Genomic DNA, 16,247 nt, shown 5'->3' with positions numbered 1-16,247 from the left:
GTGATGTAAGAGGAGTGGGATGAAGAGAATAATAAAGAGACGGATGGCGGGAAAGATAAAGCAACACTAAGGGCAGTTCAGTCCGGTTTTAAATCGCCTTTCAGGCCTCTGAAACCGGACTGCGTCTGCTCAGGAAAAGATTATTTTCCCAGAATTTCCCGGCGGACAATCTCGGCACCCGCACTCAACGCATGCAGTTTGCCATTGGCAACCTGGCGCGGCAGAGGAATCATGCCGCAGTTGGTTGAAGGATAGAGATTTTCAGCATCCACAAACTGCAGCGCTTTACGCAGCGTGCTTGCCACTGCTTCCGGCGTCTCAATTTCATGAGTCGCTACGTCGATAGCACCGACCATGACTTTTTTACCGCGAATCAGCTCAATCAGATCCATCGGAACGCGCGAGTTCTGGCACTCCAGTGAGACGATGTCGATAGCCGAACGCTGCAATTTTGGGAAGACCTCTTCATACTGGCGCCACTCTGTGCCCAGCGTTTTCTTCCAGTCGGTATTGGCTTTGATACCGTAGCCGTAGCAGATGTGAACGGCGGTTTCACACTTCAGACCGTCAATAGCACGCTCCAGTGCGGCAATACCCCAGTCATTCACTTCATCAAAGAAGACGTTAAAGGCTGGTTCGTCGAACTGAATAATATCAACGCCTGCGGCTTCTAACTCTTTCGCTTCCTGATTCAGGATTTTTGCGAATTCCCAGGCCAGCTTTTCACGACTTTTATAGTGATTGTCATAAAGGGTATCGATCATCGTCATCGGACCCGGCAACGCCCACTTAATAGGACGATCGGTCAGCTTGCGCAGGATTTTTGCATCTTCAACAAACACCGGCTTCTGACGTGAGACTTCACCCACTACAGTCGGCACGCTGGCGTCATAACGATTACGGATGCGGACCACTTCACGCTTCTCAAAATCCACGCCGCTGAGGTGTTCAATAAACGTCGTTACAAAGTGCTGACGGGTCTGCTCACCATCACTGACGATATCAATGCCGGCGCGAACCTGGTCGTCCAGACAGAGACGCAGTGCATCTCTTTTACCGTCAACTAACTCTTCATCCTGCAGTTTCCAGGGTGACCACAGGACCTCTGGCTGCGCAATCCAGGACGGTTTAGGCAGGCTGCCCGCAGTGGATGTCGGTAATAAAGTTTTCATAGCAGGTGACCTTTTGTTTTTAATTAATCAAAGAACGGATTCAGCAGACCATTGTGCGAGAAGTGTCTGATTAGGCTTGATGAAATGCGCCTCAGTAAACTTACCCTGCTCAACGGCCAGACGGCTGCGCTCTTCGCGATCGTAAACGATGCGGGTTAATGAATAATCCTGATGGTGCAGCGTTGGCTGATAGCACTGTCCGGCTGCAGAATTCGCGTTATAAATTTCCGGGCGATAGATCTTCTGAAAAGTTTCCATGGTGCTGATAGTGCTGATCAGCTCCAGATTGGTGTAATCGCTGAGCAGGTCACCGTGGAAGTAGAAGGCCAGCGGCGCAACACTGCCCTGCGGCATAAAGAAACGCACTTTCAGGCCCATTTTTCCAAAATAAAAATCAGTCAGCGAAGGCGCATCCTGCTGGTATTCGATGCCCAGCACCGGATGCACATTACCGGTACGCACATAGGTATTTTTGCTCGACACACTCAGACAGATGACCGGAGACTTATTGAAGTTTTCTTTATAGGCCGCTGAGTTGACGAAGCTTTTAAAAATGTTGCCGTGCAGCTGGCCAAAATCATCCGGCAGACTGAATTCAGTCTGCCCTTTATTATGCTCTGTCAGCACCACGCTGAAATCATAATCACGTACGTAGGATGAGAAGTTATTGCCGACAATCCCTTCGAAACGTTCACCGGTTTTGTGATCGACGATATGGGTCTTCAGAATCTCAATCGCCGGGAACGATTCGTCGTTGCTGCCAGGACGAAGATTCAGCTCAGCAGAAATAATCTCAAGTTCGACAGAGTAACGATCGCTTTTTGGGTTGTCCCAGTGCGCCAGCGCGTTAAACCGGTTGTCGATCATCGCCAGCGCGTTATGCAGGTTTTCCTGGCGTTTTTCACCACGCGCCAGATTAGCGAAGTTAGTCGTCGCCCGCGTATTTTTCGAAGGGTTATAGTTTTCGTCGAAACGAATGCGCTTAAGGGTAAAGGCTACGTTGTTCATCGCTATCGGATATCCTGGTCGCTGATATGATTTGTTGCTTCAGGGTTATGCAACTTCGCTATCCCTTAACAAGCGTTCATATGACTCAAAGTTATTAACAATTCTTACTTTATGCCTCAACATCCGGTTGAAAAAAAGTGATTAAATTTCAACGAACATGAAGGAAATTCATGTTGAGGCGGGAAAGCGGGGAATTTTTCATGCGGCCAGCGTGCCTGAAAACATCTGGAGTGAAATCAGGATGTTTTAAGACGCTACGGAAATAAATAATTTTAATTTAAATCAATAAATTATTATCACCCCACCACATCTGCGAGGCTTTTGACGGTTTCGTACTCAGACACGCCGGACATCTTTTTATTCACCTTAGCGGAAATCAATCGATTCCAGCCTGCAGAAAATTGCTGCTAAGGGCACGGCCCTGACAGGGGATCACCTGTGCCCTACACATTTGCTAAATCTTATAAAAATTATCGCATGTCACTTTATGCGCGCCTGATTTAACTGAGAGCCGGCTGGCCGCTTCTTTCATCAGTTTCCCCAGTCCGCTCTCACACTTCGCCTGCGTCAGACGTGACGATGGCCCGGTGAGTGCCAGCGCAGCGAGCAGCCTGTCATCTTCCCCAAACACCGGTACGGAAAATGCCGCAATGTGCGGATCGCGCATCCCGGAGGTAAACAGCGGAAGTTCAGGTACAGCATCAAACAGGGGTTCGTGCTTGCCCCAGTAGCGAAGCACCTGCCCGATGGCAGAGTTATCCAGCGGCAGAAAGGTGCCGGGCAGACGCGTTTCACGCAGTCCTTCAGAAGGCTCAGCTCTGAACAGACAGAGTCGCTGATCATTTTCAATCACATACCATGAGGCGCTTTCACCCGTCGCGGTCGCCAGAGCGTGAAGCTCAGGCTGAACAATGCTGGCCAGATGGAAAGATTGTTCATAGAGCTTGCCCAGATAGAGCAGCCTCGGCCCCAGGGTATAGACGCCATTGTCACGGCGAATCACATAATTCATGCGCTCAAGTGAGTTCATCAGGCGATAGACCGTCGTTTTGTGATAACCCGACAGCTGCGCCAGCGCGGTAAGCGTCAGCGACTCCTCGCCAGGTTTGAAACAATCCAGCAGCGCCAGCGCTTTTTCTACGGCAATTACGCCTTCATTCCCCATGGGTACGTCCTCCTGTATGCGACGGCAGGCAGTTTACCGCGCAATTTGTGATTCACATCGTATTTACATCACAAATGAGTGCTTAACACTGGTGCGATGCGAATTAACATCGATATAGTAGTTTTATATTGTACAACTAAGTTGTATCTGGTAAACCGAAAGAGGAATAATCTATGCCACATGCAGAGAATACCTTCATCAATCGCGACATTATCCGTGTCGCACCAGAGCTTGTTCAACAGGCGGCTCAGTTCCAGGCTGCGATACTGGCTGATGTCGCCGGTCGACGCGGGACGCTGCATGGTCGCGTCAAACCAGTCGCCTCCACGATGAAAGTCGCTGGTCCCGCTATCACCGTCGAGGTCCGGCCCGGCGATAATCTGGCGATCCATGCTGCACTGGCTATCGCCCAGCCGGGCGACGTAATTGTGGTTGATGGCAAAGGCGATATCAGCTGTGCATTAATCGGCGAGATTATGTCGGCCCAGGCTAAAGCCTCCGGCATTGCGGGGATTATCATTGATGGCGCGGTGCGTGACGCCGATGCACTGAGTACGAACGGCTTCCCGGTGTTTGCTGCAGGTCTGAATCCCTGTGGCCCGACCAAGTCTGTTGCGGGACGGGTCAACTATCCGGTTTCTGTCGCGGGCGCTGCCATTCAGCCCGGCGATCTGGTCATCGGAGATAGTGATGGCGTGGTGATTCTGCCGCGTGAAGAGATCCCTGCCCTGCTCGAGCTGGCGCAGAAAAAACTGGATTTCGAAACCGGGCGTATTGCCGCCATTCGTGATGGCGACCTTCGCGCGCCGTGGCTGGAGAAAGCCCTTCTTACCGCTGGCATGCTGGCGGATGGGGAGACGCTCTGATGACAACCCAACTTCCCGTCATTCTGGTCACGGCCAGCGATCTGGCTCCGCAGGCAGTCAGCCTGCTGAACGCGTTCAGCCTGGTTTATGCAGGCAAACAGCCGGACGAAGATACCCTGTTCAGACTCTGCCAGCAGCATAATCCGGTAGCGATAATTGTTCGTTACGGAAAAATTAATGCCCGCATCATGGATGCTGCGCCTGCCCTGCGCGTGATTTCCAAACACGGCAGCGGTATTGACGTTATCGATCAACAGGCAGCCGCGGCACGCGATATTCGTGTGCAGTCTGCGCCGGGTGCCAACGCAGCCGCTGTAGCCGAGCATACCTGGGCGATGATTTTGGCCTGCGCCAAATCCGTGATAACGCTGGATCAGCGCATGCGTCATGGGCACTGGGACAAATCCACGCATAAATCTGTGGAGCTGGAAGGCAGAACCCTGGGTCTGGTCGGGCTTGGTGCAATTGGCGGTCGCGTTGCCCGCATTGGGCGGGCGTTTGGTATGAAGGTGCTCGCCTATGATCCTTTTGCAAAAACCTTTCCTGATGAGTGTGAGTCCGCCTCACTTGACGACCTGCTGCAACAGGCAGACATCATTTCGCTGCACTGCCCGCTGACCGGACAGACACGCCAGATGATTAATGCAGAGAAACTGGCGTTGTTTAAAAAAGGCGCCATTCTGGTAAACACGGCACGCGGCGGTCTTATTGATGATGACGCGCTTTTAGCTGCACTGAACAATGGCACCGTCGCCTGGGCCGCACTGGATAGTTTCCCCACTGAACCTCTGACGGCACCGCATATCTGGCAGCATGTTGAGAATGTGATTCTGTCGCCCCACATTGGCGGCGTCAGTGACAACTCCTACGTGAAGATGGGTACGGTGGCGGCCAGTAATATTCTGAACGTTCTGGAATCTCTGAAAAATGAAAGCGCGGTGTCCTGAGCCATCTCTGTAGCCGACTAACAGGCTTTATCGCTATGTAGTCGGCATTTTTACAGATTTGAGTCTCTGCAATCACTAAAAGCGTTAAGAAGCTATCATTGATGCCAGGGGGTTATAAATAATGCGTTTCTGCTTTTAGCGAACAGCTGAAGTCAGACTGATAACAAATCAGAATTGACTCCACCACCCTGGTATACGATCGGGATTTCATTTACACATTTTTCAGACTCATAAATCCTGATATAACCCGTTGACGTCAACTTCGCGGACTTTTTCCGAATGAGGGATTAAGTCGTCGAGCTGCTTGTAGCGCTCACTCAAGCGTATGAAGTCAATCACGTCACAAATTCCTTTTTAATGAGGTCTGCAGGCTGAGAGTTTGAACCATTAAGCATCCCCTGACTTTATGGCACGTGACAGTTTTAACGAAAATGCCTGTTGAAGTTGATGCTTAGCTATTAGATTCGATCCTGCCGCGAGCCATTCGCTCAGGGCAGGATAACCTCAGTACGGGTCCCTGTCGGCAATAACGATGAGAGGATGCCACATCCAGATGAAAAACAAAAAACCGCCTCATGACAGATAACTTTCAGAGCCTGAATTTATTTTCCACGCGACGAGCCATGGCCTTTAAGCTTGATATTAAGTTACGCTTAATTTAGCTGGTGAGCCAAAGCAATATGAGTTTGATGGAAACGTCGAAGGCCGCATTAAGGATGAATACCTGAAAGAAAAGGGGTTCAAAGATATTCTTCATGTGCGGAAAAAAATGAATAACTGTCAGCAGACTAATAATGCCTGCATAGTCAGGTGATCTCAGAATCACCATAAGCGCTCTTAAAATATGGAAAATTATATAAATTGAAAATAAGAAGTTAAAAAAACGATATTATTAACTCATCACTACTTATGATAACGCTGGCAGGCTAACCACTGAAGTGCTTTCAGACAGACTCACTGCAGTAGCTATCAAATGAAGAGCAATGTTGCTAGCTTAATGCGTATTTTTACATCCATTACTTGACTGGAGTAACTGAACAGGAAATTTTGCCCCTTAAAACACTAAGGGGCAATAAATTAATGATGGTTATTTGACTTATTTCGTATTCTGGTATTTTTATTATTTGAATGCTTTTTGCACTCTGTACGCAAGACTTTAAAAATCACATAATCTTGCGTGGTTTTCCCTGGTGTTGCATTGGTCTTTGACCGCCTGACCGCTATGCATTGAAAGTGCTAAGCAGTCAGGCACATTTTTATTATAAGACCTGTACGATATAATAAAAGCTGTCCTTAAGGGCAGGGGTGATAGTTTCATCATGTGATTATTTAGGGGGAGTTAATGAGTTCTGCTATTGATTTTTTTTTGCGTGATTATGATGAATTGTCGGTTGAACAAGCGAATGAGTTATACCGGCTGAGAAGAAAAACATTTCGGGATCGGCTCGACTGGGAGGTCGAATGCATTGACGGTATGGAAAAGGACCTTTTCGATAACAAAAACACAACTTACTTACTGGGTATGCACGCCGGTAAATTGCTATGCGGCGCACGATTCATAGACTCGACGCAGCCGACGATGATGAGCGAAATTTTCCATAAATATTTCTCAGGTGTATGTAGTCTCCCTACAGATATTCCCTGCTGTGAAATTACTCGCCTGTTTTTAGACAAAGAAAGACGTGATGCTGCAAAACTGGATGGTTTACCCGCCAGTAAAGCATTATTTCTTGCAATGATTATTTTTTGCATGAAGAAGAAATATTCAGGGATGTACGCAGTGGTCAGTCGCGGCATGTATGCCATATTTCGCCACGCCAACTGGAAAACAGAGGTCATTCAAAAAGGGATTTCTGAAAAAGGAGAAGTTATCTACTATATTTTTATGCCTGCTAACAGTAGCGTCATTGAGGATATCATCATTAAGGACAAACACTCTGAATGGCTTCGTGAGAAGCTACAGCACTTACGCCATCTTTAAATAAGTATCTGGCTCAGTTTTCCAGTAAGCGGAGTTCTGCGCCAAGTTTTATAGCGTGTCTTGCGTTATTAACACCGAGTTTTTTCATTACATTACCCATGTGGAATTTTACCGTGCGCTCTGCAATGGATAAAATAATAGCAATCTCAGCATAAGTTTTCCCGTCACTGACCCACTTAAGAATCTGTCGCTCTCGCGGTGATAAAAAGGCATTTTTTTTCTGCTGATGTTGACTATACAGATTGAGCGTCTTTTGGTGCAGATGAATAAGGAAACTCATGAATTTTGACCGATGTTTATCAATGTCAAACTCGAAATCCTTCTTCCCAATAACAGATAATACAACCAGGTTATTCAGGTAGTCATGCAGAGGAAATGTCTGCCCCCGATATATGTTATATTGAAAACTTTCGTTGAAAATCCTGGTGAGATTGTAACCTTCTGACAAAATAACTTCATTCTCCCAAAAGTAGTCTTCAACGCAGCGCAAGCCGCGGATAATGACGGGATCGATAAACTGATATTTTCTTTCAAGGTAAACATCAAACCACGCCGGATTGTTATTGATAATCTGCATCTGCGAAGGGTCTTTTTTATTCATAATAGCGTATGCATAGATAATACCCGGGTAATCCTCGAAGAACGCATCCAGTTCCTCCTGGATCAACGAATTTATCCTTTGGTCGTTATAGTATGTATCCTTCACGTCAGCTGTTACCTTCAGGTTGAGTGGTTTAGAAGTATAATCTGGTTCATGAACTGCTGTGAATCGTATTTTCACTCAACTCACATATCCGAAGGACAACATCATACAGTAATATCCCACTCATTTCTGCCTTAAGAAAGCGAGGACAGGAGTGGCTCATGAGATTGTTGATGGGTATCGGAACGTTGACATAACACCATGATCAACAGGAATAGCCGAATAGTTTTTGACGGTTATAGGTAATGCATGCCTGTCTGAAGCGACAACAGCAACGTTTCCTTGCAAATCCTTAGTAAGGAAAGGCTGGAGGATCGTGCAGGGGTATGGATCTGTCTTCAACGGGCGGGGAATCGTGATCATGAATTTTCATCAGGTATTGACGCCTGACAGACTTCTTTTAAGCGAAGTGCTTCTTAGATTGCATCCTGTTTTTCTGATCCTAAACTCTTGCTAAATTTCTCTTAGCGAATACTTCCCTGCTTGCTTTATGTCACCCGCATTTTAAAAATTACCTCATGGAATATATGTACTTCCTGATGGTTGTAATATGAATGTTTCAGCCCACCGGGGGTTTTCTCTTCACTCCTGCTCTGATGCAGGCTTTGAGCCATCGCTTTTAGAGGGTGCGAGGCTTTAAACCCACTTGTATGATGAGGTAATAGAACTTACCGTTCAAAGCGAAAGTCTGTGACAGAAAGCCTGATCTCGTCTCTGCTCAATTAATCCACTGACGTCTTAAAATCAAAAGATGAATATTCAAAGGCTATTCAAAACAGTGCTCTTGTGTCAGTAACGCTGAAAGGACTCACCTGCAGACGCAATGTTCAGCATCTGCAGATGATATTACGTTATTTACTGACTGGCGAAGCGTGCGTGTCAACTTCGATGTTTAACTGTTTTCTGCGACCCATAACCAGCACCGCAATACCGCCGATGCCACAGAGGATTGCCAGTGGCATCATTGCCAGCGTATGGCTGCCGGTCGCCTGATTAATGATGCCGTAAACGTTGACCATTAATCCTCCGCCAATCAGGTTCGCCATCGCACCGATAGCGGCCAGACCCGCAGCAGTGGTAGTGGATGACATCCATCCCGATGCCAGCGCCCAGAAAGGTCCTTTCATTGAGTAGGCACCCATTAATACCAATGACAGGATGACAACACTGCCGGTCAGGCTGTTAGTGATAAAGGCGGAGAGCAGACCACCCGCAATCAGGAACAGCGTTAATGCGGTATGCCAGCGACGCTCGCCGCTTCGGTCAGAACTTCTGCCCCATACAACCATCAGAATGGATGCCAGACCGTAAGGAATCGCATTGACTAAACCGGTGGAGAAGTTATCCAGCCCGAACGATTTCAGCAGTTGCGGAGACCAGACGCTCAGCGTTGATCCCGCCGCAGAAGCACCCGCATAAATCAGCGCCATCACCCAGATATGCTTGTGACGCAGTAACTGCCATAGCGAGATATGACCAATCGCTTTTTTCTTCTCGTTTTCTGCCTGAATAGTTGTACTCAGCCACGCTTTTTGTTCCTGATTTAACCAGCTGGCGTCAGTCGGACGATTACTGAGTAAAAAGAAGGCTGCAATCCCCAGAACCACCGCCGGAATACCTTCCAGGATGAATAACCAGTGCCAGCCACGCATGCCCAACCAGCCGTCGAGCGACAAAATCAGGCCGGAGATAGGCGACCCTATAAAGTTCGCTGCCGGGATTGCCACCATGAAGGTTGCAATCACACGCGCACGGTACTTGCCCGGGATCCAGTAAGTCAGATAAAGAATCACGCCAGGGAAAAAGCCTGCCTCGGCTGCACCCAGTAAAAAGCGCAGTACGTAGAGCGTATTGGCACTTTCAACAAAAGCAGTACAGACCGAAATAATGCCCCACGATACCATGATGCGAGAGATCCAAATCTTTGCGCCAATTTTCTGCATGGCGAGGTTACTGGGAACTTCAAACAGGAAGTAACCCACGAAAAACAGGCTGCTTGCAAAACCAAATACCGCTTTCGACAACCCTAAATCTTCGTTCATCTGTAATGAAGCCATTCCGATGTTGCCGCGGTCGATGATGGCAATCAGATAACAGACAATCAGAAAGGGCAAAATGCGCCAGACCACCTTCTTAACGGTCTGCTGCTCAATATCGGCAGAGAATGTCGTGATGTGCTGTTTCTCAGACATGATAATCCTCACAATTTTGTCATCGATTTAGGGCAGTGGAGAAACCGTGTTGTTGTACTATGTACAACAGAAATGTACGGAGTAAACTATTATCACGATAAAATCTTACCTCTGCCTGCCGATGTAATCAGGTTGTGTTAGTTGTCACAAAAAGTATTCATCTGTTTTCGTTTATGTGATGGGCATGTCGTTAACGGGTCGGATTCAGCGATCTTTCTCCGAGGTACCAATCAGAGAACAGGTATGGAGGAGAAAAAATAGGGTGTTTTGAGGTTCAGTGGCTAATGATTGCAACACGTGCGACGACCAAAGTTTTTGTCACTGATTCCCCGGACCGAAAACGGCGAGTTTTGCCCCAGGATATTCGATAACGTAATGACTCGCGGTGTAGCGATGGAAACCACAGGGGTCATTATGAAATACAAAATCTCCGGCCTGAAAGCCGAGCCGCTTGCTCATCTTTTTGAACAAAACGAAAGCTATCTGAAAAATCATAATGCTATACGACAAACGGTAGAGTGCTATCCGGGTTATCCTGACCGTATCTCATTGTGTGATATCCCCGTCGGTGAAACCGCTCTGCTGATCAATCACATCTATCAGCCTGCAGACTCCCCCTTTTTTGGCACTCATGCGATTTATGTCTGGGAGGGATGCACCCGACAAGGCATTTACCTGAATGCCTTACCCGAAGTGATGCAAAGCAGAATTCTGTCACTGCGGGCCTTTAACAAGGAACATTTTTTAATAGTGGCAGACATAGCTGAAGGGAAACTTGCTGAAAACCTCATAGGCCTTTTGTTTAGCGATTCACAGGTGAGTTATATCCAGATACATAATGCGAAACAAGGATGCTATTTATGTTGTGCTGAGCGTTGTGAATGACGAGTCAACTCAGATGCATCTGATGTGTTGCAGAATCCTCTTCTGGCCCTGAGGTGCTGGCTTTTACAAAGTCTTTATCACCATGCCGACTGCGGCCAGCATCATAATGAATCCGGCTGCACGGAAAATGCGTCGTTGCGCTTTTTCACTGGTGAGAAGGTGGCGTATTCTGAGCGCAGCAAGTATAAAAACCGCGCCTACACCCAAAAGGACAATCACGGTTAGCGGTACCAGAATTCCTCCCCACATCTTCAATGATGCATTATCCAGAGAGATTACCAGAGGCAATATTGCCAGATAAAAAGCGATGGTTTTAGGATTTCCCAGCGTGATGGTCAGCCCTGAAAACCAGGCTGAAGCCAGTTCTCGTTTTGTCGCTTTCCGGGCAATGTTTATAGTCTGAGGCTGGTGACACCAGAATTTCCATGCCAGCATACATAGATAGAGTGATGCAGCCCAGTTAATCAGAGCGAAGAGAGAAGTATAGGTATGAGCGATCACCGCCAGCCCAAATACCGCTATAGATAAATAGATTAAGTCTCCGAGAATAAGGCCGGCCAGCATCGTAAAGCCCGTCACCGCCCCACCACTTACACTGCGAGCGACTAATGCAGTCATACCCGGACCCGGAATTACGGCAGCTAAACCGAGCGCAGCCGTATAAGCTATTATCTGAGCGGCATCTGACATGATGATTCCTTTTAGTATCTAATTTCAGGAAGATCGGTTTGATATAATGTCTTAAACATATCTGGCCTGAGTGAAAACGGAGTAACTCAGGCAGTAATAGCCTTAGTTGTTTTTAATCCTTTTTTGCCCGTGGTGCGCGTATCTGGCTCCATTATTAAGCTTGCCTGTTTTAATGATATTAACTGCCATGCACCGTCCGTTATTTTATCGATGTAACACTGCGGGATGCACATGACTCAATCTGCATGGGTGCCTGAGAAATATGGCGTATCCCATGCGCCATTTAAAATAAAAATTCCAAAACAGATTAAATGCAGATTCATACTCCCCCCAAAACTGTGTGTAATAACTGTTTAGATAGTGAATTTATTATGCAGAAATGATGCGGAAAATTGTTACCTATATCATTTACTAAATGCCGCTTTTAAGGTAAAAACAACCCTTTAATGCTTATGAAAAGAAAGGAATTTCCTCATATGGCCCTTAGCCTGACAGATATGAAAATCCTTAAAATTTTACAGGATGATGCTCGCGTCACTAACCAGGTACTGGCAGAGAAAATAAACCTGTCAGCTTCTCCCTGCTGGCGCAAGGTCCGCAAGCTCGAAGAAGATGAAGTTATTCAGGGCTACCGTGCGGTTCTTGATCGCAAAAAAATTGGTCTGGGTGTGATGGTTTTCATTCGGGTCGTCATTGACAGTCATAGTGAGGCGGAGGCCAGAAAATTTGAAGAAGAAGTGACCGCGCTGGAGGATGTGGTTGCCTGTTATAGCATCGGAGGGGATGCCGACTTTCTGCTACAGGTTGTAGCATCAGATCTGGACTCTTATGCTGATTTTGCCATGTCAGTGGTACGCAGATTGCCAGGCATCAAAGAAATGCAGAGCATGTTTGTGCTTAAAGAAATCAAACCACTCGTCACTTATCCGATTAAGAAAACCCCTGAATAAATATCATTTCAGGATTTTCGCAAAGCACACCGCCTCTTTGCGATTAATGTAGGGTCCATAATTATCAATCCGTTCATAACCCTTTCTCAGATAAAAATTTACAGCCTTATGGTTAACAGAACGCGTTTCAAGCCAGATTTGGCTATAACCCACACTAAGGGCAGCGTTTTCCAGGAAAGTGAGCAAAGCACCACCAATAGCCGGGGAACTACGATCTGAGAACATCCTTTTAAGTTCGGCAATATGTCCGGTTAACGGTCTGATTGCACCACACCCTACTGCTCTGCCCTTGTCGTTTCTGGCAATTACCCAAAGCGATCTCATATCATTCAAAGAGTCCATGGTGAAGTTACTGTTGCCGCCATCACCAGTAATCGCCGCAAGCTTAGCTGACAGTTTACTTACCAGAAGTTGTGACTCTGCTGAGCGAGGATCTGCTTTTTCGACCGTTATCATGCTGATACCCTTTTTGATGATTACAGTCAGGATAAAAGGAGATGAACCCAAATGCATCCCGGTCATTTTCCGCCAATGCCGATACCGACCACAACATCAACCAACCCCGCACTTCGCATCTATAATTCAGTGTCCCAGGCCCATGCGCGCGATCCGGCCACCAGCTTTCTCATCGTATGGGTGTCTGAAAATCGTGGTGTCAGCGATACCTCGATTTTCAATGCCATGATGAAGCCCGCCGGATTTAACAAGCTCATCATTTACAGAATTAAGGAAGCCACATGATCTTATCACTCGAAAATCAGGTTGCACTGGTTACTGGCGCTAGCTCAGGTCTCGGCTATGCCTGCGCAGAAGCACTTGCCAAAGCAGGTGCTGGTGTGGTGGTTAACTACCATAGCCAGGCGGAACCTGCCGAAGAGCTGGTTGAAAAAATCCGTGCAGACGGTGGACGCGCCATTGCAGTAAAGGGAGACGTATCAAAAGAGGCTGATGTAGAAAATCTCTTTGCCCAGACGATTGCTGAATTCGGCAGGCTGGATATCCTGGTGGCTAACTCAGGGCTGCAGAAAGATGCGCCTTCCATTGAGATGTCGCTTGCAGACTGGAATACCGTTCTGGACGTGAACCTGACCGGGCAGTTCCTTTGCGCACGGGCTGCGCTGCGTCAGTTTCGTGACCAGGAGCACCGCCCGGAGATCAGTCGGGCTGTAGGTAAGATCATTCATATGAGCTCGGTTCATCAGCTCATTCCCTGGGCCGGACATGTTAATTACGCCGCCTCAAAAGGCGGGGTTGATTTGCTGATGAAAAGCCTGGCACAGGAAGTAGGCGAAGATCGCATACGCGTAAACTCAGTCGCACCCGGCGCTATCGCGACTGCCATTAACGAAGAAGCGACCCAGGGCGAAGCGGGTAAAGCGTTGTTAAAACTCATCCCTTATGGGCGTATCGGTGCGGCGGAAGATGTGGCGAATGCAGTGGTCTGGCTGGCCAGTGATCTTTCCGACTATGTTCATGGCACTACACTGTTTATCGATGGTGGGATGAGTCTTTATCCCGGATTTCGCGATAATGGTTAAGTGATGTGTCTGGAATGATATTAACTACCTGGCGGTAAGAGTGCTGCTCTTCCCGCCAGGTGCATTCAGCGATTGCTCGCGCCGCAAATATCGAACCAGACACTCAATCTCGTGATCCAACGCCGTTATCCGCACTGTGCTAATGTTGACGGACAACAGGTTCCGCTCTGAGGATTGCATCATGTCTCCCTTTTATCAACTCTCTGCCACCAGCCTGAATGGTCAGCCAATCCCGATGGCCGACTATGCTGGCAAGGTGGTTCTGGTGGTGAATACCGCCAGTCATTGTGGATTCACGCCACAATATGCAGGGCTTGAAACACTCTACAAAAAGTATGCCGCTCAGGGCCTGGTGATACTCGGTTTTCCCTGTAACCAGTTCGGTAAACAGGAACCGGGTAGTGCCGATGACATCGCGCAGACATGCCACATCAACTATGGTGTGAGTTTTCCTATGTCAGGAAAAGTAGACGTTAACGGCACCGGAACGCACCCGATTTTCCGTTACCTGAAAGAAGAATTACCCGGCGTGCTGGGTGGCCGTATTAAATGGAACTTCACTAAGTTCCTGATTGGGCGTGATGGCAAACCCATCAAACGATTTGCCCCGACCACTACGCCGGAAAAAATGGAAGCTGCCATTCTGGCTGCACTTTAAGAGGGTGAGAGTGGGGATGGGCCATTAATGTAGAAGATGAAATTAACGATGTTCAGAGCCCGACATTTATTATTCTTTGTGCTCTTGTCAATTTGGAACTTATCTGCCGATATCAGCGAATACTTAGCCTTTACTCGCTTCGCAACCTGATACCTGCGAAAGCTTCAATGGGCAAAGTGATTTTGCTGATGGTCAGAATGGCGTCACAGGCACGATAACCCGTGACGCTCTCAAGGGTATTTTATGCAATCATCCCGCCATCAATCACCAGCTCGGTGCCACTGATATAGCTGCTTTCATCTGAAGCCAGGAACAGTGCCGCAGCCGCCACCTCCTCAGGATTTCCCAGCCGCTTTGCCGGGATCCGGGCGGTCAGCGTCTGCCTGACTTCATCGCTGGCCCGGTCAAACATCGGGGTATTGGTCGGACCAGGACTCAGCGTGTTGACCCTGATGCCGCGCGGTGCCAGCTCACTATTCCAGGTGCGGGCATAAGACCGTACCGCGGCCTTGCTGGCGGAATAGCTGCCATAACCGGGATTCGCTATCGCGCCCGCAACGGAACCCACCAGCACGACACTGCTGCCCTCGCCCATCAGCCGCACTGCGTGCTGCACCGTCAGCACCATGGCTCGCACATTCAGATTAAAAGCGCGATCGATGTGTTCTTCCGTGGTCTCTTCCAGGCTGGCCGGTTCTGACACACCTGAAGCGTTGACGAGGATATCAAGGCGACCCGCTCTGGTGCCCAGGGTTTCGAACAGACGCGCAAGGTCATTTGAGCGGGTGATATCGCCCTGGATGGCCTCGACCTGACCGCCGATCAGTGCGACTGCCTCAGCCAGCTGCGCTTCCCGTCGGCCGATGATAAAAACGCGTGCACCTTCCTCTGCAAAACGGCGAGCGACAGCAAGACCGATACCGCTATTACCCCCGGTGACAAGGGCGATTTTTCCACTCAGTTTCATCATTGCGACTCCGGATAGAGGTTAGACACCTGATGGTATATTTATTATATTTAGTGTCAATTACGCACCTGATGTACACCAGATATCCTAAAGGAAACCTCATGGCAACTGATATCACCCAGCTACTGGCCGAGATCAACAGCACGCGCCCTGTCCTGGAACAGGTAGCGAATAAGTGGTCGGTCTTAATCCTGACTGTATTATGCTCTCAGCCCTCACGTTTTAATGCCATCAAACGCAGGCTCGACCCCATCACCCATAAATCTCTGACAGAGGCCTTACGCCGGCTGGAACGCAACGGACTGGTAAGCCGCCGTGTGATTGCTTCATCGCCAGTGGCGGTCGAATATGCGATTACGCCGCTGGGCCGGACATTGCAGGATCCTTTCGTCGCGCTGGTGAACTGGGCAAAGCAACATGGAGGTGCCATGGAGCAGGCGCAGGTGGATTATGATGAAGGGCGGGATAGCGAAGAATCTGCATGAACTTAGCCTGAGCGACGTTCCTGCATGTTGATAGCGTAGG

General features: G+C 48.3%; 17 protein-coding genes. 9 read left to right on the top strand and 8 right to left on the bottom strand.

The genetic code is table 11. The features are described from left to right. Nucleotides 1-140: 140 nt before the first annotated feature. The 3 genes from K6R05_RS19480 to K6R05_RS19470 form a co-directional block, all read right to left on the bottom strand. On the bottom strand, nt 141-1,172 hold the full coding sequence (locus K6R05_RS19480; RefSeq protein ID WP_161736138.1) for a methionine synthase: 1,032 nt from the start codon (nt 1,170-1,172) through the stop codon (nt 141-143). 27 nt (nt 1,173-1,199) lie between these two features. Then, nucleotides 1,200-2,180 carry a DUF1852 domain-containing protein gene (locus K6R05_RS19475; protein WP_222925560.1) on the bottom strand — a complete coding sequence of 327 codons (981 nt, stop codon included), beginning with the start codon at nt 2,178-2,180 and terminating at the stop codon, nt 1,200-1,202. Between the two features lie 454 nt (nt 2,181-2,634). Continuing rightward, nucleotides 2,635-3,345 carry an IclR family transcriptional regulator gene (locus K6R05_RS19470; protein ID WP_161736136.1) on the bottom strand — a complete coding sequence of 237 codons (711 nt, stop codon included), beginning with the start codon at nt 3,343-3,345 and terminating at the stop codon, nt 2,635-2,637. Nucleotides 3,346-3,518: 173 nt separating this feature from the next. Here K6R05_RS19470 and K6R05_RS19465 point away from each other — a divergent pair, with 173 nt between their 5' ends. The 3 genes from K6R05_RS19465 to K6R05_RS19455 all read left to right on the top strand — a co-directional run bounded on the left by K6R05_RS19465 (nt 3,519) and on the right by K6R05_RS19455 (nt 7,139). Further along, nucleotides 3,519-4,211: an RraA family protein gene (locus K6R05_RS19465; protein WP_222925559.1), complete on the top strand. Its 693-nt coding sequence runs from the start codon at nt 3,519-3,521 to the stop codon at nt 4,209-4,211. Continuing rightward, nucleotides 4,211-5,158 (top strand): hydroxyacid dehydrogenase, encoded by a 948-nt coding sequence (locus K6R05_RS19460; protein WP_161736134.1) that lies wholly within the window; start codon nt 4,211-4,213, stop codon nt 5,156-5,158. Before K6R05_RS19465 ends, K6R05_RS19460 begins: the two co-directional genes overlap by 1 nt. Nucleotides 5,159-6,500: 1,342 nt before the next feature. Further along, a complete protein-coding gene (locus tag K6R05_RS19455) occupies nt 6,501-7,139 on the top strand; it encodes an acyl-homoserine-lactone synthase (RefSeq protein ID WP_161736133.1) in 639 nt (212 codons plus the stop codon). A gap of 13 nt (nt 7,140-7,152) precedes the next feature. Here the strand turns inward: K6R05_RS19455 and K6R05_RS19450 are convergent, their stop codons facing one another. Together K6R05_RS19450 and K6R05_RS19445 are read right to left on the bottom strand one after the other, a co-directional pair. Further along, on the bottom strand, nt 7,153-7,806 hold the full coding sequence (locus K6R05_RS19450; protein ID WP_237566739.1) for a helix-turn-helix transcriptional regulator: 654 nt from the start codon (nt 7,804-7,806) through the stop codon (nt 7,153-7,155). Nucleotides 7,807-8,693: 887 nt separating this feature from the next. Then, complete coding sequence (locus tag K6R05_RS19445) at nt 8,694-10,034, bottom strand: MFS transporter (RefSeq protein WP_222925558.1); 1,341 nt, start codon at nt 10,032-10,034, stop codon at nt 8,694-8,696. 414 nt (nt 10,035-10,448) lie between these two features. Between K6R05_RS19445 and K6R05_RS19440 the strand changes: the two genes are divergently transcribed. Continuing rightward, nucleotides 10,449-10,919 carry a DUF1203 domain-containing protein gene (locus tag K6R05_RS19440; RefSeq protein WP_222925557.1) on the top strand — a complete coding sequence of 157 codons (471 nt, stop codon included), beginning with the start codon at nt 10,449-10,451 and terminating at the stop codon, nt 10,917-10,919. Between the two features lie 63 nt (nt 10,920-10,982). Here the strand turns inward: K6R05_RS19440 and K6R05_RS19435 are convergent, their stop codons facing one another. Next, a complete protein-coding gene (locus tag K6R05_RS19435; protein WP_161736130.1) occupies nt 10,983-11,609 on the bottom strand; it encodes a LysE family translocator in 627 nt (208 codons plus the stop codon). A 476-nt stretch (nt 11,610-12,085) separates the two neighbouring features. Here K6R05_RS19435 and K6R05_RS19430 point away from each other — a divergent pair, with 476 nt between their 5' ends. After that, nucleotides 12,086-12,559 carry an Lrp/AsnC family transcriptional regulator gene (locus K6R05_RS19430; protein WP_222925556.1) on the top strand — a complete coding sequence of 158 codons (474 nt, stop codon included), beginning with the start codon at nt 12,086-12,088 and terminating at the stop codon, nt 12,557-12,559. 3 nt (nt 12,560-12,562) lie between these two features. Here the strand turns inward: K6R05_RS19430 and K6R05_RS19425 are convergent, their stop codons facing one another. Next, a complete protein-coding gene (locus tag K6R05_RS19425; RefSeq protein WP_161736152.1) occupies nt 12,563-13,015 on the bottom strand; it encodes a GNAT family N-acetyltransferase in 453 nt (150 codons plus the stop codon). A gap of 51 nt (nt 13,016-13,066) precedes the next feature. Here K6R05_RS19425 and K6R05_RS19420 point away from each other — a divergent pair, with 51 nt between their 5' ends. From K6R05_RS19420 to K6R05_RS19410, 3 genes are all read left to right on the top strand, one after another. Next, on the top strand, nt 13,067-13,300 hold the full coding sequence (locus K6R05_RS19420) for an FAD-binding domain-containing protein (protein WP_222925555.1): 234 nt from the start codon (nt 13,067-13,069) through the stop codon (nt 13,298-13,300). After that, nucleotides 13,297-14,097, top strand: coding sequence for an SDR family oxidoreductase (locus K6R05_RS19415; protein ID WP_161736127.1), 801 nt, complete (start codon nt 13,297-13,299; stop codon nt 14,095-14,097). Before K6R05_RS19420 ends, K6R05_RS19415 begins: the two co-directional genes overlap by 4 nt. 181 nt (nt 14,098-14,278) lie before the next feature. Then, the gene (locus tag K6R05_RS19410) at nt 14,279-14,755 is read left to right on the top strand and encodes a glutathione peroxidase (protein ID WP_161736126.1); all 477 of its coding nucleotides are present in this window, start codon (nt 14,279-14,281) and stop codon (nt 14,753-14,755) included. Between the two features lie 241 nt (nt 14,756-14,996). Here the strand turns inward: K6R05_RS19410 and K6R05_RS19405 are convergent, their stop codons facing one another. Continuing rightward, nucleotides 14,997-15,725 (bottom strand): SDR family NAD(P)-dependent oxidoreductase, encoded by a 729-nt coding sequence (locus K6R05_RS19405; RefSeq protein ID WP_222925554.1) that lies wholly within the window; start codon nt 15,723-15,725, stop codon nt 14,997-14,999. A 98-nt stretch (nt 15,726-15,823) separates the two neighbouring features. Here K6R05_RS19405 and K6R05_RS19400 point away from each other — a divergent pair, with 98 nt between their 5' ends. After that, entirely contained in the window at nt 15,824-16,207 is a 384-nt protein-coding gene (locus K6R05_RS19400; protein ID WP_222925553.1) for a winged helix-turn-helix transcriptional regulator, read from the top strand. Nucleotides 16,208-16,247 lie beyond the last annotated feature (40 nt).

Source organism: Pantoea alfalfae (assembly GCF_019880205.1).
In the GTDB taxonomy this organism is placed as follows: domain Bacteria; phylum Pseudomonadota; class Gammaproteobacteria; order Enterobacterales; family Enterobacteriaceae; genus Pantoea; species Pantoea alfalfae.
Note: the sequence above shows the minus strand (reverse complement) of the source record. Positions and strands in the feature narration are given on the sequence as shown.

What these genes read in the sequence shown, in the direction of transcription:
- K6R05_RS19455 (WP_161736133.1), top strand. Translation starts at nt 6,501, where the DNA reads ATGAGTTCTGCTATTGATTTTTTTTTGCGTGATTATGATGAATTGTCG.
- K6R05_RS19465 (WP_222925559.1), top strand. Translation starts at nt 3,519, where the DNA reads ATGCCACATGCAGAGAATACCTTCATCAATCGCGACATTATCCGTGTC.
- K6R05_RS19445 (WP_222925558.1), bottom strand. Translation starts at nt 10,034, where the DNA reads ATGTCTGAGAAACAGCACATCACGACATTCTCTGCCGATATTGAGCAG.
- K6R05_RS19435 (WP_161736130.1), bottom strand. Translation starts at nt 11,609, where the DNA reads ATGTCAGATGCCGCTCAGATAATAGCTTATACGGCTGCGCTCGGTTTA.
- K6R05_RS19460 (WP_161736134.1), top strand. Translation starts at nt 4,211, where the DNA reads ATGACAACCCAACTTCCCGTCATTCTGGTCACGGCCAGCGATCTGGCT.
- K6R05_RS19425 (WP_161736152.1), bottom strand. Translation starts at nt 13,015, where the DNA reads ATGATAACGGTCGAAAAAGCAGATCCTCGCTCAGCAGAGTCACAACTT.
- K6R05_RS19480 (WP_161736138.1), bottom strand. Translation starts at nt 1,172, where the DNA reads ATGAAAACTTTATTACCGACATCCACTGCGGGCAGCCTGCCTAAACCG.
- K6R05_RS19420 (WP_222925555.1), top strand. Translation starts at nt 13,067, where the DNA reads ATGCATCCCGGTCATTTTCCGCCAATGCCGATACCGACCACAACATCA.
- K6R05_RS19475 (WP_222925560.1), bottom strand. Translation starts at nt 2,180, where the DNA reads ATGAACAACGTAGCCTTTACCCTTAAGCGCATTCGTTTCGACGAAAAC.
- K6R05_RS19415 (WP_161736127.1), top strand. Translation starts at nt 13,297, where the DNA reads ATGATCTTATCACTCGAAAATCAGGTTGCACTGGTTACTGGCGCTAGC.
- K6R05_RS19410 (WP_161736126.1), top strand. Translation starts at nt 14,279, where the DNA reads ATGTCTCCCTTTTATCAACTCTCTGCCACCAGCCTGAATGGTCAGCCA.
- K6R05_RS19405 (WP_222925554.1), bottom strand. Translation starts at nt 15,725, where the DNA reads ATGATGAAACTGAGTGGAAAAATCGCCCTTGTCACCGGGGGTAATAGC.
- K6R05_RS19470 (WP_161736136.1), bottom strand. Translation starts at nt 3,345, where the DNA reads ATGGGGAATGAAGGCGTAATTGCCGTAGAAAAAGCGCTGGCGCTGCTG.
- K6R05_RS19440 (WP_222925557.1), top strand. Translation starts at nt 10,449, where the DNA reads ATGAAATACAAAATCTCCGGCCTGAAAGCCGAGCCGCTTGCTCATCTT.
- K6R05_RS19430 (WP_222925556.1), top strand. Translation starts at nt 12,086, where the DNA reads ATGGCCCTTAGCCTGACAGATATGAAAATCCTTAAAATTTTACAGGAT.
- K6R05_RS19400 (WP_222925553.1), top strand. Translation starts at nt 15,824, where the DNA reads ATGGCAACTGATATCACCCAGCTACTGGCCGAGATCAACAGCACGCGC.